Raw genomic sequence first — 14,174 nt, forward strand, 5'->3', positions numbered from 1 at the left:
GCAAACTGGCCCGGATCGTATTCGCCCTGCTCAAAGGGCAAAGCGAATATGAACCAAAAGCAGGCTGAGGGCTTTGCCTCAACCATAGAATCTCCCACAGGTTTGCGGTGGTCTGCCAATTCTGCGAACACCATCGAACCCTGTGGGAGCTGGCTTGCCAGCGATGGCGGTGGGTCAGGCGATGAGGATGCCGGGTGTGCCGGCCTCATCGCTAGCAAGCTAGCTCCCACAGGATTGGCGGTGGTCTGCCAGTTCTGCGATGGCTCCCACAGGTTTTGCGGTGGTCTGCCAGTTCCGCGAACACCGCCGAACTGTGTAGGAGCTTGCCTGCAAGCGATGGCGGTGGGTCAGGCGATGAGGATGCCGGGTGTGCCGGCCTCATCGCCGGCAAGCCGGCTCCCACAGTGAATGGCGCAAGGCCGACTGTCGGTGAATGCCCCATTGGTCGCGGTTTGCGGTGGGCACCCGCTTTCGGGCAATCCCCCAACCGTGGGCTATAAACCTATAGGGACGTATCGGGAAGTCGCCGCCATGAACATGCAGTCACCATCGCTTCCGACCGAGGAGGGCAGCCTTCGCCTGAGCTCGCGCAAGCAGCCGTTCAACCTGTTGCGCTGGTTTTCGCTGATCAGCATGGCCGTGATCGGCACGGTGGCCGTGGCGCTGGGGGCGGTGTCGACGCGTTTCGTGATCGATGAAAGCGTACAGCGCGATGCGCTGCTGACCGCGCAGTTCATCCAGGCCATCGCCTCGGCGGAAGTGCGGCATGTCTCGATCCCCAACATCCGCACCATGGGCGATCTGCTCGACTCGCGCCATGACAACGATTTTCCCGATGTCGATCCCGCCGCCCGGGCCAATGCCCGCGACGAATTCCTCGACCACGTCGCGCACTTGCCGGACGTGATCCTGGCCAACATCTACGCCCCCGACCGGCAGGTGATCTGGTCGACCAACCCGGCCCTGATCGGCACGCGCATCCATGCCGACGAAGACCTGGACCGGGCCTTCGACGAGAAAATCCCGGTGTCCGCCAGCTACCACGACGTGGACAAGGGCCGCGAAGAGCAGAAGTTCGTCGTGCCGCCGGAGTACATCTTCATCGAGAACTACATCCCGCTGTTCGATGCCGAGGGCGAGCATGTGACGGCGATGGTGGAAATCTACAAGGAACCCAAGGACCTGATCAGCCGCATGGAGCGCGGGCTGGTGCTGATCTGGCTGGCCACCGCGCTCGGCGGCGGTCTGATCTACCTGGGGCTGTTCTGGATCGTGCGGCGGGCGGCGATCCTGCTGGCGGCGCAGCAAAAGCAACTGATCGCCAACGAAACCTTCGTCGCGCTGGGGGAGATGTCCTCGGCGGTTGCCCACAGCCTGCGCAACCCGTTGGCGACCATCCGTTCCAGCGCCGAGCTGGCGCTGGAGTTCGATGCGGGGCCTGCGCACAAGAACATCAAGGACATCATCGGCCAGGTCGACCGCATGTCCAAATGGGTGCGCGAGCTGCTGCAATCGCTGCGCCCGCTCAACGATGACCCGGAGCCGGTGAACCTGGTGGCGGCGCTGCACGATAGCCTCATGGCGTTCGAGCAGCAGATCGCCAAGGCCGGTGTCCATGTGGTGTTCCACCCGCAGGAGACGCCGATGGTGCTCAGCCAACCGGTGCAGCTGACGCAGATCCTCAACAGCCTGTTGGCCAATGCCCTGGAGGCGATGGACAAGGGCGGCACGCTGACCGTCAGCCTGGAGACCGGCGACGGCCGCAGGGTGACGGTGATGCTCAGCGACACCGGCAAGGGCATGAACGAGGAGCAGCGCAGCATGGCGTTCCGGCCGTTCTTCACCACCAAGCAGGGCGGTCTCGGCGTGGGCCTGGTGCTGGTGAAACGGATCATGGAGCGTTTCGGCGGCGGCGTGACCCTGGACAGCCGCGAGGGCGAGGGTACCACTGTCTGTCTGGCGTTCCAGCTCATCCAATGACCGCAAAAAACAATCTGAACTTTCCCCATCACTGGGTGTCAGGCCCCGGTCACCGGGGAGTGGGGAATTCAACGGCGTCTCTAACTCGTTGTTTAAAAAGGCATTAATACTTTGGCGAGGTAATTGCAAAACACCATCACCCCTTCCTTTTGACGAGGCGGCTGGTGATGGACAGAACAACGCGTTACCCCTGCAAGCCATTTCTGCTGACGCCGCTGAGCGTCTTTCTGGCATTGACCCTCGGCACCATGGCCGTCCGGGCCAGCCCCATCGACGACGAAAGCCAGCCGGAGACCTCCGACCCTTCCGCCTACTACGACGAGCCGGCGGACGAGCCGACGGCGCTGAACGCCATCCTGACCATGCCCGAGGCCAACGTCGATTCCTTCGACCTGCCCAACGGCGTCAAAGGCACGCGCGACTCGACCCGCACCGAGAACATCTTGCCGCCGCGGGTGCAGACCAGTTTCAACTACCCCACCAACGGCAAGCCGAGCCCGCTGTACGGCGCCCAGCCGTTCACCCAGCAGTTGACCCTGTTCGAGGAGTTCGGCCCGGAAAAACTCGACCCGACCACCCCCGCGGGGCCGTTGGGCTTTCCGCCGGCGGCCATTGGACCTGCGCCGGCGCAGGATCCGAACAGCGTCGCCCGCAGCGCACCGCCCGGCACCGCGCTGGATGCGTTCTTGCGTCAGCCCGGGCTGACGCCGTTCCCCAGCCAGTTCGCCAACGTGGTGGACCGCAATCCGTGGCAGGCGCAGATCGAACTGTTCCTCAACCGCCACATCGGCTCCTCCGCCGAGGGCCGTCCGCCGGGAAAAGGCTGGGCCCATCAGCGCTGGAACGAGTTCTACCCGCAGGTGGCCTACAAGACCGTGCAGACCGGCGCGCGCCTGAACGGCGGGCTGCGTGACGGCCGGCAGATGCACGGCTACGCGGTCGGCGAATTCGGGCCGGGCGGGCTGTACCACAACGTGGCCGGCGTGCCGGCGACCGACGGCACCGCCAAGGGCGTCGACGCGCGGTTCCACCCGGCCATGCCGGCGCAGAACCACAACTCGGTGTGGACCTTCGACGGCACCTTGCCGCCCAAACTGCTGATGGTGCGCTACGGCCAGCCGGTGCTGATGCGTCACTACAACGGCCTGCCGATCGACCCGTCGGCCAACCGCGGCTTCGGCCTGCACACCATCACCACCCACGAACACAACGGCCACGCCCCGGCGGAGAGCGACGGCTACGCCAACGCGTTCTTCTTCCCCGGCCAGTTCTACGACTACCGCTGGCCGATCCAGCTCGCCGGCTACGACAGCATCAACACCAAGGCCCAGGATCCGCGCGCCGCGTTCCCCTGCGCCCCGGGCGAAACCCTGTGGGTCAACGACATGACGCCAGGCCTCAAGACCTGCGACCACGGCACCATCAAGATCCGCGGCGACTACCGGGAAACCATGAGCACCCACTGGTTCCACGACCACATGCTCGATTTCACCGCGCAGAACGTCTACAAGGGCAACGCGGCGATGATGAACTACTACAGCGCCATCGACCGGGGCAACGAGTCGGTGAACGACGGCGTCAACCTGCGCCTGCCCAGCGGCAGCGCCTTGCCGTGGGGCAACCGCGACTACGACATCAACCTGGTGTTCGCCGACAAGGCCTGGGACCAGGAAGGCCAGTTGTGGTTCAACCCGTTCAACACCGACGGCTTCATCGGCGATCAGGTGCTGGTCAACTGGCAATGGCGGCCGATCCTCGACGTGCGGGCGCGCAGCTACCGGTTCCGGATCCTCAACGGTTCGGTGTCGCGCTACTTCAAGCTGGCCATCGTGCGTGAGGTCAAAGGCTCCGGCGGCGAGTTCCAGGGGCCGAAGAACTCGGGCGTGTCCTACAGCCGCGTGCCGTTCCACATGATCGCCAACGACGGCAACATCATGGAGCACAGCGTGCCGTTCGACGGCTCCATGGACCTGGACGCCGACGGCGACAAGCAGAACCACAACGCGATCCTGCCGACCCAGGGCATCGCCGAACGGTTCGACATCATCGTCAACTTCGCGAAGAACGGCATCAAGCCCGGCGACAAGCTGTTCGTGGTCAACCTGCAGGCCCAGGACGACGGCAAGGGGCCCAAAGAGGTCATCTCGCTGGCCGACGTGCTGTCGGAGAAATACCTGGCGGTGATCAAGCAGACCAGCAAGGGCCCGCAGTGGGACCGGGGCGACCCGGCGGTGGGCAAGGTCTTGCAGCTCAACGTCAAGTCCTACAGCGGCCAGGACCTGGCCATGGATCCGGCGGCCTATGAACCGGCCAAGCCTGGCAAGGCCGAAGGGCTGACGATGATCCCGCTGAAGATCCACCGCGACAACGCCGCCGACAAGGCCCTGCTGGCCAAGGCCCTGCACCGCACCTTCACCTTCGGCCGCTCCGACGGCACCGACGAGGCGCCGTGGACGATCAAGACCGACGGCGGCTTCGGCTTCCACATGGATCCGCGTCGTCTCAATGCGTCGACCAAACTGGCCAGCGGCCCGACCGATGCCGGCGTCAGCGGCATCGGCACCCTGGAAGTGTGGAACATCAAGGCCGGCGGCAAGGGCTGGAGCCATCCGGTGCACGTGCACTTCGAGGAGGGGATCATCCTCAGCCGTGGCGGCAAGGCTCCGCCTGAGTGGGAAAAATGGGCGCGCAAGGACGTCTACCGCATCGGCTCCGAAGCCGACGGGCTGGACAGTGTGGAGATGGCGATCAACTTCCGCGAGTTCGCCGGCACCTACATGGAGCACTGCCACAACACCCAGCACGAAGACAACTCGATGCTGCTGCGCTGGGACCTCGAGAAACCGGGGCAACTGCAGCTGATGCCGACGCCGCTGCCGAGCTGGGACGGGGTGCGCTACGTCAACTCCGCCGCGCTGCCGACCTTCCGCAGCGGTGACGGCTTCGGCCCGCAAGTGGTGGTCAAGCCATGAACCGGGAGGGAGCGAAGATGAAACGGTCGACACTGCGCTCCCAGGCCTGGGGCATGCATCGGGTGCTGGCCCTGGTGGCCTGCCTGCTCGGCGCGCAGGCGCTGGTGGCGCACCAGGCGGACACCGGAGCCGGCACCGCGCCGCCGGCCCCGGCCAGCGAAGCCGCCACCCCGTGGGGCGGCGACTATTTCCCCAACACCCTGCTGACCGACCAGGACGGTCGGCAGGTGCGTTTTTTCGACGACCTGATCAAAGGCAAGGTGGTGGTGATCAACTTCATCTTTACCTCGTGCAGCGATTCCTGCCCGCTGGAGACCGCACGCCTGCGCCAGGTGCAGAAACTGCTGGGGGACCGGGTCGGGCAGGACATCTTCTTCTACTCGATCAGCATCGACCCGCTGAGCGACACGCCGGCAGTGCTCAAGGCGTACGCCCAGCGGTTCAAGGTGGGGCCGGGCTGGCAATTCCTCACCGGCGAATTCGAAGACGTGACCGACCTGCGCAAAAAATTGGGGTTGTTCATCGAAGGCGTCGACAATGGCCGCAACAAGGACCATAACCTGAGCCTGATCGTCGGCAACCAGAGCACCGGACGCTGGATGAAGGCCTCGCCGTTCGAGAACCCGTGGATCCTCGCCGATCAACTGGCCAACACCTTGCACAACTGGAAAGAGCCCAGCACCGAGCAAAGCTACGCCGAAGCCCCGCAAATCCGTCCGCCGAGCAACGGCGAGGAGCTGTTCCGCACCCGCTGCGCCTCGTGCCACAGCCTCGGCCCGCTGGACGGCCAGGGCATCGGCATGCGCAGCATCGGCCCGGACCTGATCGGTGTGACCCGCCAGCGCGACGCCGCGTGGCTCAACCGCTGGATCCGCGAACCGGACCGCATGCTGGCGGAAAAGGATCCGATCGCGGTGCAGCTGTTCGAACAGTACGAACGCATACCGATGCCCAACCTGCGCCTGGACGAGGCGTCGGCGCAATCGGTCATCGAGTTCCTGCGCGACGAGACCGAGCGTCAGCATCCTTCTGCGCAACCGCTGGCCGACGGCGCCGCGGCGCCGATTGGCACGGGCCCCGCCAGCGAAACGGTGAGCCGGATGCAATAGCGGCCAAATAGCATCAACGGACCGTGTACCGCAGCCATTGCCACCTACACTCAGTCGTGACGGCGGCTGTAACCGGCCTGATACAACACCACCAGGGCATCCCCATGCAGCGACTGGAAGAACAGACAACATCGGCGCCGAAGGAAACGGCCGCCGCCGGCAGGTTCTGGGGCGGACAGTTCAATTTGCTGCGCTGGTTCTCGCTGGCCAGTTTTTTCATCATCGCGGCGGTGGCGCTGGGCCTGGGCTATGTCTCCACGCGGTTCGTGGTCACCGAAAGCGTGGAGCGCGATGCGCTGCTCACCGCGCAGTTCGTCCAGGCCATCGGCGACGCCGAAATGCGCCACGCCGGCATCAGCGCGCAACGCACCATGGGCGAGATGCTCGACCCGCGCCAGGACGAGAACTATCCGGATGTCGACCCGGTGGCCCACGTCGCCGCCCGGGCGGAGTTCCTCGACCACGTCGAACACCTGCCGGACGGCCTGCTGGCCACGGTCTACGCCTTGGACCGCACGGTGATCTGGTCGACCAACCCGGACCTGATCGGGGTGAAGTTCGAGGATGACGACGAACTGGACGAGTCCTTCGAGATGCAGGTGCCGGTGTCGTCCAGCTACCACAAGATCGACGACGAGAAGCCCGAGCAGAAGCTGTCCCGGGAACCCAAGTACCTGTTCATCGAGAATTACATCCCGATGTTCAACGCCGACAAAAGCAAGGTCGTGGCCATGGTCGAGATCTACAAGGAGCCGGCGGACCTGGTGGAGCGCATCGACCGCGGCTTCGCCTCGATCTGGGTCGCGACCCTGTTGGGCGGGACGGCGATCTACCTGGGGCTGTTCTGGATCGTGCGCCGGGCCGCAGCCCTGCTGCAGACCCAGCAACAGCAGTTGATCAGCAACGAGACCTTTGTCGCCCTGGGCGAGATGTCCTCGGCGGTGGCCCACAGCCTGCGCAATCCGCTGGCGACCATCCGCTCCAGCGCCGAACTCGCTCAGGAGGTCGCCAGCCAAGGGGCGCAGCGCAACATCGGCGACATCATCAGCCAGGTCGACCGCATGTCGCGCTGGGTGCGCGAATTGCTGGTGTCGCTGCGGCCGATGCACGACGACGGCGAGGCGGTGGACCTGCTGCCGGCGGTCGAGGACACCCTCGGCGCGTTCGAGGCGCTGATCCGGCGCAACGGGGTCGAGGTGCGGTTCACGCCCGACGGCTGCCCGCCGGTCGTCAGCCAAAGGGTGCTGCTGACGCAAATTCTCAATAGCCTGTTCGCCAATGCCCTGGAGGCGATGCCCAAGGGCGGCGTGCTGAGCATCGACATCGACGCGCCCCAGGCCGACTGCGTGCGCATGACCCTGGCCGACACCGGCAAAGGCATGAGCACCCAGCAGCAGTTGCTGGTGTTCAAGCCGTTTTTCACCACCAAGCAGGGCGGCCTCGGGGTCGGCCTGGCGCTGGTCAAGCGAATCATGGAGCGTTTTCAGGGCTCGGTCGTCCTGACCAGCAAAGAGCAGGAGGGAACCCGCGTCAGTCTCAACTTCAAAGTGGCATCGGGAGGGGAATATGGAACACAGCATTCTGCTGGTCGAGGATGACGAACTGTTGGCCGAGAATATTCAGACCTACCTGGAGCGCAAGGACTTCGAGGTGACGGTCTGCCATTCGGCCGAAGACGCGCTGGAGCACTTGGGCAGCTTCATGCCGGACGTCGTGCTGACCGACAATTCGCTGCCGGGCATGAGCGGTCACGATCTGATCCAGAAGCTGCGCATCAGCGCGCCGGACCTGAAAGTGATCATGATGACCGGCTACGGCAACGTCGAAGATGCGGTGGTGGCGATGAAGGAGGGCGCCTTTCATTACGTCACCAAACCGGTCGCGTTGCCGGAGCTCAAACTGTTGCTGGACAAGGCCCTGGCCACCGAACGGATGGAGCGCACGCTGTCGTTCTACCAGGAGCGCGAGGCGCAGAAGTCCGGGGTGCAGGCGCTGATCGGCGAATCGGCGCCGATGCACCACCTCAAGCACACCCTCGGCCAGTTGCTCGAAGCCGAGCGGCGCATGACCGGCGGCGACCTGCCGCCGGTGCTGGTGGAAGGCGAGACCGGCACCGGCAAGGAACTGGTGGCCCGCGCGCTGCATTTCGACGGCTCGCGCAGCAAGGGCCCGTTCATTGAGTTCAACTGTGCGTCGATTCCCTCCAACCTGGTGGAATCGGAGCTGTTCGGCCACGAGAAGGGCGCATTCACCGACGCCAAGGACCGCCGGGTCGGGCTGGTGGAAGCGGCGGACGGCGGCACGCTGTTTCTCGACGAGATCGGCGAAATGGATCTGGTGCTCCAGGCCAAGCTGCTCAAGTTGTTGGAGGATCGCACGATCCGTCGGGTCGGCTCGGTCAAGGAGCGCAAGGTCAACCTGCGGGTGATCAGCGCCACCAACTGCAACCTTGAGCAGATGGTGCAGCAGGGCAAGTTCCGCCGGGACCTGTTCTTCCGCCTGCGGATCATTTCGATCAAGGTGCCGCGCCTGTATGCCCGGGGCGACGATGTCCTGCTGCTGGCCCGGCACTTCCTCGCTAGCCACGGCAAGCGCTACGGCAAGCCGAACCTGCATTTCAGCCAGCAGGCCGAAGAACTGCTGCTCGGCTACACCTGGCCCGGCAACGTGCGCGAGCTGCGCAACATGCTGGAGCAGACCGTGCTGCTGGCGCCGGCCGACACCATCGCCGCCCACCAGTTGAACGTGTGCATGAGCCTGGTGGACGAGCCGGCGCTGCACCAGCACGAGATGCCGCACTTCGAGCCGCGCCCGGCGAGCAACACCGAATCGATGAACCTGCCGGAGGTCGAACGCGACATGGTGCGCAAGATGCTCGACAAGACCGACTGGAACGTCACCAAATCCGCCCGCCTGCTGGGCCTGAGCCGCGACATGCTGCGCTACCGCATCGAAAAGCTGGGCCTGGCCCGGCCGGACAAGCGTCAGTGGTGAACGCAGGATCCGCGTTGCCGCCATCGCCAGCAGGCTGGCTCCCACAGGAGATAGCGGGTGTATGCACGATCTGCGGTCACCCTAAAAACCTGTGGGAGCTTGCCTGCAAGCGATGAGGCCGGCACATCCGGCAGCTCTGCTGCCTGACCCTCCGCCCTCCACAGAGGCCATCACTGTGTCTGAGGGCTGAGGCACTCCAGCAGGCAAGTGGGATCCAGCACCTCGTCGTTGACGTAGATGCCGCGCTCGGCATCGTAGGTGCGCACGAACACCCGCACCGTGGCGTCGGCCACCGTCGGCAATTGCGAGTCGTGGAACACGTGGCGGTCCGGGATGACGATGAAGTCCTGCGGCGACGTGTCGTCGAAGGTCCGCGGCGGCGCAGCCGACAGCGACGGCGGCGCGGGGTGGGCGAAGGGCTGGTCCGCCCCGTAGTAATTGAAGTTGCTGTCCAGCGCCTGGGCCTGAGCGGCGGCGAGCAGACAGCCCGGCAACAGCGACCAAGTGAGCGTTCGCATGGCGGCACCTGTGGAAACGGTTTTCCCCAAGGCTGTTAACTATAGCCGCGCCGCCGGTTACATGTTCCCAACAACTGGCGCCGTCAGGCTGACCTAGACTCGGGCCGCTCAATCACGAGCACCACCCGGAGAGCGCCATGGAAGTGCCGAACCCTCAAGACGCCGTCGCCAGCAACCGTCAGGCCTGGAACGATTCTGCCCGCCACCACCGCGACACGCCCGATTGGCAAGCCCTGCTGGCCGACGTCGCCCAAGCGGACTTCTCCTGCCTGGACGACACCCTGCGCGGCTTGCTGGAACAGGTCGGCGTCGACGGCAAGGACGTGGTGCAACTGGGCTGCAACAACGGCCGGGAAAGCCTGTCGCTGTTCGCGTTGGGCGCGCAGCGGGTCACGGGGATCGACCAGTCGGTGGCGTTTCTCGAACAGGCCCGTGAGCTGAACGCGCGTTCACCGCACGACGCGCAATTCATCGAAGCCGACATCCACCGCTTGCCGGCCGAGCTGGACGGCCGCTTCGACGTGGCGCTGATCACCATCGGCGTCCTCAACTGGATGCCCGACATCGGCGCGTTCTTCCGTCATGTCGCCCGGGTGCTCAAGCCCGGCGCACGCCTGGTGATCTACGAAACCCACCCGTTCCTGGAAATGCTCGACCCCGAGGCCGAAGATCCGTACCGCCTCGCCGCGTCCTACTTCCGTGAAGAGCCGTTCGTGCAGGAAGAACCGATCGTCTACGCCGGCAAGGTCGAACAGAAGGCCGCGCCGTCCTACTGGTTCGTGCACACCCTGGGCGCGATCTTCAGCGGCGCCATCGGCGCAGGGCTGAACATCGCGCACTTCAAGGAATACCCGCACTCCAACCGCGAAGAACTGTACGACCGCTACGAAGGGCAGACGGCGCAGATGCCGATGTGCTTCACCTTTGTGGCGGAAAAGCGCTGAATGTCCCGGCTCCTTCTTCGGATCGCCGCCCGGGGCAAGCCCGCTTCCACAAGATCTTGTGGGAGTCAGCCTGCTGGCGATGGCGTCAGTCAAGGCGCTGCGGGGCAAGATCAAGACAGTAGCCCCTTCGTGAGTCGAGGTGCCCGCAAAATGTGCGGTCACCCTAACCCCAGCCGATATTCAGTGAGTGGTGTGATCGATCACATGCCCCGGCTGGGCGCACAGATCAATGCCAAGGGCATGAATGACCCTGAGCACCGTATCGAATCGAGGTTTTGCGCCAGGCGCGAAAGCTCTGTGCAGGCTTTCACGGCCCATTCCCGAATCCCTGGCGACTTGGGTCATGCCCCGCGCCTTGACCACATGACCGATGGCGCGAAGAAACTCTTCGTTGTCACCGTCAGCCAGCACCTGTGAAAGGTATTCGCTGATGGCCTCGTCACTGTTCAACAGTGATGCCATATCAAAAACCGTCAAAGCCTGACTCACGGTCAAACCTCCTTTGCCATTCTCTTGGCACGCTTGATGTCCGCGCCTTGCGATGATTTGTCTCCTCCTGCCAGCAGAATGATGCAGATGCGATCTCGAAGGGTGAAATACACCCGATAGCCGGAGCCGACATCTACACGCATTTCGGACACGCCGTCTCCTACTGACTTGATGTCGCCTAGATTACCTGCTGAGGCGCGATCAATGCGACGGGCAACAGCAATCTTGGCCCGGAGATCCCGGATTGAGGCGTGCCATGTCGCAAAAGTCGGTGTTTGCTTGATGAGATAGGTCATGGCCTGACTGTATCCAGATGGATACGGTCAGGCAGTCAGCCCATTCGCCACAATGCGTTGAGCATTCATCAATTCATGTAGGCAGTGCTTCTTTGAGTCGTAGGAGGCCTCGGTCAAGCCCGCGCCGCCGCCGTCACCACCGGCCGGCCCGGCTTGCGCAGGGGCTCCAGCCTCGACCCTTGGTAGCGGGTCTCGCGGAACAGGCGCCAGCGGCCGAACAGGCCGTAGACGTGGGTCACGCGGCCCTGTTCGTGGTAACCCATGCGGATGTGCAGCTTGAGCGCCGGGATGTTGTGGGTCTCGCAGACGTCCACCACCTTGTGGCAGCCCTGGGCGGCCATGGCTTCCCAGAGGGCGACCTGGACGTCCACCGACAGGCTGCTGCCGAAGTACGCCCGGGTCATTTCACCGCCGAATTCGAAGAACTCGCCGGGTTTGACCGGAAATTCGCAGCCGTAGTAGTGGCGGTCATGGTAGTCGCGCACGCTGCCCCAGATGAACGCCACCGCGTGGCCGTCGGCGTCGAGGTACATGTGCCCGGTATGGCCCTCGGCGGCCAGTTCGGCCATGGTCTGCACGCGGTCGCCGAAATGCTTGGCGAACGCCGTGGCGTTCTCCGACGTGATGTCCACCCGGCGCAGGCCTTCGTAGGGGCGCAGCTTGTGCGGCGGCACCGGGCTGACCAGGTCGCGTTCCATCCACAGCAGTTCCCAGTGGAAGAACACATAGCGTTTCCACAGGGTGGTGAAGGTGCGGCCCAGGCCCTTTTGTCTGATGCGCTCACGCAGCTTTTCGATGACGCTCATGTTGCCCTCCGTGGCCTAGGCCCGGTGCGGTGGATGACGCTTTTTGTGGGTATAGATCACGCCTGCAAAGTCATTGCGAAGTGCCATCTTCGAATGTATTGCAAGGTATGTAAGTCATTCAGGCACAGCGGTGCCGCGCAGCAGTTCCTTGTTCAGGTCGGCGTAGGAAATCCGTGGAACCCCCGTCAGACGACGCTCTAGAACGTGGCTCAGGGACTCGCCCGGTTGCAGGTAGGCGTCGCCGAAGTCGCCGGTCAGCTGCGTCGGGTGGGCGACGATCTCCAGCACGCCGTCGGTCGGCGCGGGCGCCTCGCGCAGGTCCACCGGAGTGCAGACGTAGTCCGCCGTGGCGCCGGCCAGGTTTTGCAGGCGACGGTTGAGCAGGCCCTTGAACAGGCGCTTGGGCAGGTTGAGGTTCTGCCCCAGGTTGCGCGCCAGGCGCACCGGCACGCCTTGGCGGGCAGCGAAGCGGGCGACGATCTCGCCGATCGGCCAGATGTTGTGCACGTGCTGGTGGGAATCCAGATGGCTGGGACGCAGGCCGTGATCGACGCAGCGCTGCCATTGCGCCTGCAATTCCTGCTGCACCGCCTCGCGGTCCTCACGGCCCAGCCACAGGCTGTGGCGCGGCAGGTTGAGGTCGAACACGCCGTGGCTGTCGCAGAAGGTGCGGCGGGCCAGGATGGCCTGGCTCAGGGGCCGTCCGTAGGTCAGGTTGAAGTGCAGGCCGACCCTGCCTTCGAGCAACGGATGGCGGGCCAGGGCGCAGGCCGCCTCGAAGGCCGGCATGTTGGCCATGGCGGTGGCGGAGCTGATGACCCCGGCCTTGAAGGCGCCGAAGATCACCGAGTTTTCGTTCGGGCTGAGGCCGAAATCGTCAGCGTTGACTATGATTTGGCGTGGCATGTTCGCCCTCCGTGGTCGTTGGGGTGGTGTGCGGCGCAGGCTTGGCGTCAGGCGTCGCCCGCTGCGCCCGCCATCGCTGCAGCGCCGGCTTGAGCCGCTGCCAGAGCCGCAGCGCCAGGCCCAGCAGCAGGCCACTGGGGCGCCAGGAGTAGAAGCTCCAGCGCCAGTGCTCCAGTTGCCCGGTCATGCGTTCGTGCAGTTGGTGGCTGGAGTTCTCCAGGCTCACCCGTGAAGCGTCGATCCAGTGCCAGTGCTCGTCCAGTCCCCAGCGGATCCATTCCTCCAGCAGCACCCGGCCGCTGCCGAGGTCCGCGTGCTGCGGCAGGAAGGCGAGGTTGTAGTCATAGAGCCGGCCCTGTTCGAGCAGGCCCAGGCGGTAGCTGAGGCAGCGCCCGTCCAGTTCCAGCGTCACCACCCGCACCCGGCCTTGGGCGGCGAGGGCGGTGAAGGCGCTGTGCATCCAGCGGCGGCTGCGCTCGGTGGCGAAGATGCCGACGCCTTCGTCGCCTTTCCAGCTCACCGCTTCGACTTCGCCGATGGCCTGCAGCAGCGGGCCCATGCTGTCGGCGTCGGGCACGATGCGCCGCACCACCGCGCCGCAGGCGGCGATCCGTTTGCGCGCCCGGCGCAGCTTGTAGCGCGGATCGCCGGAGACTTCCTGGCGGTCGGCGTCGCTGATCAGGTGCACCGGCACCCGGCAGCTCAGCCGCCGCTCGCCGGTAGAGCTGACGGCCATCCAGTGGGTGAGGGCGCTCGGCTCGCCCACCGGCTCCGTGAGTTCGTTGAGTTGCAGCAGCGCGTGGGGCATCCGCCGGCGGATCAGCGCCAGCGCCCGGCGCATGCCGGCGGCGTCCAGTTGCGAAAGCAGCGCGAGGCGGTCGGCCAGCGGATGCCCCAGGTGATGCACGACCCGGAAGGGCCAGCCGCCGAACCGTTCGCGCCCGGCCACCAGGGGCAGGCACAGGCGCAATTCGTCCGCTTCCCAGCCCAGCAGAATGTGCAGGCGTTCGTCCTCGCCCAGCGCCTGTTCGGCCGCGCACAGCCAAGCCAGGCTGTTGAACGGCGTGTGGTCCGTCACCCGCAGGCGCAGCGCTTCGTATTGCGCGGCCGGGAAGTCGGGTGCGCACAGCGAGGTGCGCCATTCGAATTGCGCCATAGGG

Annotated in this window: 12 protein-coding genes; 6 read left to right on the plus strand and 6 right to left on the minus strand. The window is 65.0% G+C overall.

Annotated features, from left to right (window positions below; translation table 11 throughout):
• Positions 1-531: 531 nt before the first annotated feature.
• The 5 genes from CAG41_RS26950 to CAG41_RS26970 all read left to right on the plus strand — a co-directional run bounded on the left by CAG41_RS26950 (position 532) and on the right by CAG41_RS26970 (position 9,055).
• Positions 532-1,980, plus strand: a complete 1,449-nt coding sequence (locus tag CAG41_RS26950; protein WP_085586727.1) for a sensor histidine kinase — start codon at positions 532-534, stop codon at positions 1,978-1,980.
• A gap of 167 nt (positions 1,981-2,147) precedes the next feature.
• A complete protein-coding gene (locus CAG41_RS26955; protein ID WP_085633990.1) occupies positions 2,148-4,952 on the plus strand; it encodes a multicopper oxidase domain-containing protein in 2,805 nt (934 codons plus the stop codon).
• A gap of 17 nt (positions 4,953-4,969) precedes the next feature.
• The gene (locus tag CAG41_RS26960; protein WP_256575596.1) at positions 4,970-6,061 is read left to right on the plus strand and encodes an SCO family protein; all 1,092 of its coding nucleotides are present in this window, start codon (positions 4,970-4,972) and stop codon (positions 6,059-6,061) included.
• A gap of 104 nt (positions 6,062-6,165) precedes the next feature.
• Complete coding sequence (locus CAG41_RS26965; RefSeq protein WP_085633992.1) at positions 6,166-7,659, plus strand: HAMP domain-containing sensor histidine kinase; 1,494 nt, start codon at positions 6,166-6,168, stop codon at positions 7,657-7,659.
• Positions 7,628-9,055 carry a sigma-54 dependent transcriptional regulator gene (locus tag CAG41_RS26970; RefSeq protein ID WP_085586731.1) on the plus strand — a complete coding sequence of 476 codons (1,428 nt, stop codon included), beginning with the start codon at positions 7,628-7,630 and terminating at the stop codon, positions 9,053-9,055. The genes CAG41_RS26965 and CAG41_RS26970 overlap by 32 nt, the downstream gene beginning before the upstream one ends.
• 170 nt (positions 9,056-9,225) lie before the next feature.
• Here the strand turns inward: CAG41_RS26970 and CAG41_RS26975 are convergent, their stop codons facing one another.
• On the minus strand, positions 9,226-9,573 hold the full coding sequence (locus CAG41_RS26975; RefSeq protein WP_085633994.1) for a hypothetical protein: 348 nt from the start codon (positions 9,571-9,573) through the stop codon (positions 9,226-9,228).
• Positions 9,574-9,710: 137 nt separating this feature from the next.
• Between CAG41_RS26975 and CAG41_RS26980 the strand changes: the two genes are divergently transcribed.
• Entirely contained in the window at positions 9,711-10,517 is an 807-nt protein-coding gene (locus tag CAG41_RS26980; protein ID WP_085707711.1) for a class I SAM-dependent methyltransferase, read from the plus strand.
• 180 nt (positions 10,518-10,697) lie between these two features.
• On the opposite strand, the gene CAG41_RS26985 is transcribed toward CAG41_RS26980, so the two are convergent.
• From CAG41_RS26985 to CAG41_RS27005, 5 genes are all read right to left on the minus strand, one after another.
• Positions 10,698-11,006: an addiction module antidote protein gene (locus tag CAG41_RS26985; protein ID WP_085586734.1), complete on the minus strand. Its 309-nt coding sequence runs from the start codon at positions 11,004-11,006 to the stop codon at positions 10,698-10,700.
• Positions 11,007-11,008: 2 nt separating this feature from the next.
• Complete coding sequence (locus CAG41_RS26990) at positions 11,009-11,302, minus strand: type II toxin-antitoxin system RelE/ParE family toxin (RefSeq protein WP_085586735.1); 294 nt, start codon at positions 11,300-11,302, stop codon at positions 11,009-11,011.
• Positions 11,303-11,415: 113 nt separating this feature from the next.
• Entirely contained in the window at positions 11,416-12,108 is a 693-nt protein-coding gene (locus CAG41_RS26995; RefSeq protein ID WP_085707712.1) for a GNAT family N-acetyltransferase, read from the minus strand.
• Between the two features lie 114 nt (positions 12,109-12,222).
• Positions 12,223-13,014, minus strand: coding sequence for a ChbG/HpnK family deacetylase (locus CAG41_RS27000; RefSeq protein WP_085707713.1), 792 nt, complete (start codon positions 13,012-13,014; stop codon positions 12,223-12,225).
• Positions 12,986-14,170, minus strand: coding sequence for a GNAT family N-acetyltransferase (locus CAG41_RS27005; RefSeq protein ID WP_085707714.1), 1,185 nt, complete (start codon positions 14,168-14,170; stop codon positions 12,986-12,988). Before CAG41_RS27005 ends, CAG41_RS27000 begins: the two co-directional genes overlap by 29 nt.
• Between the last annotated feature and the right edge of the window lie 4 nt (positions 14,171-14,174).

Source organism: Pseudomonas sp. B35(2017) (assembly GCF_002113645.1).
Lineage (GTDB): Bacteria > Pseudomonadota > Gammaproteobacteria > Pseudomonadales > Pseudomonadaceae > Aquipseudomonas > Aquipseudomonas ekonensis.

Bases quoted from the DNA above. Each gene is read 5' to 3' on its own strand.
- CAG41_RS26950 (WP_085586727.1), top strand. From the start codon at position 532: ATGAACATGCAGTCACCATCGCTTCCGACCGAGGAGGGCAGCCTTCGC.
- CAG41_RS26955 (WP_085633990.1), top strand. From the start codon at position 2,148: ATGGACAGAACAACGCGTTACCCCTGCAAGCCATTTCTGCTGACGCCG.
- CAG41_RS26960 (WP_256575596.1), top strand. From the start codon at position 4,970: ATGAAACGGTCGACACTGCGCTCCCAGGCCTGGGGCATGCATCGGGTG.
- CAG41_RS26965 (WP_085633992.1), top strand. From the start codon at position 6,166: ATGCAGCGACTGGAAGAACAGACAACATCGGCGCCGAAGGAAACGGCC.
- CAG41_RS26970 (WP_085586731.1), top strand. From the start codon at position 7,628: ATGGAACACAGCATTCTGCTGGTCGAGGATGACGAACTGTTGGCCGAG.
- CAG41_RS26975 (WP_085633994.1), bottom strand. From the start codon at position 9,573: ATGCGAACGCTCACTTGGTCGCTGTTGCCGGGCTGTCTGCTCGCCGCC.
- CAG41_RS26980 (WP_085707711.1), top strand. From the start codon at position 9,711: ATGGAAGTGCCGAACCCTCAAGACGCCGTCGCCAGCAACCGTCAGGCC.
- CAG41_RS26990 (WP_085586735.1), bottom strand. From the start codon at position 11,302: ATGACCTATCTCATCAAGCAAACACCGACTTTTGCGACATGGCACGCC.
- CAG41_RS26995 (WP_085707712.1), bottom strand. From the start codon at position 12,108: ATGAGCGTCATCGAAAAGCTGCGTGAGCGCATCAGACAAAAGGGCCTG.
- CAG41_RS27000 (WP_085707713.1), bottom strand. From the start codon at position 13,014: ATGCCACGCCAAATCATAGTCAACGCTGACGATTTCGGCCTCAGCCCG.
- CAG41_RS27005 (WP_085707714.1), bottom strand. From the start codon at position 14,170: ATGGCGCAATTCGAATGGCGCACCTCGCTGTGCGCACCCGACTTCCCG.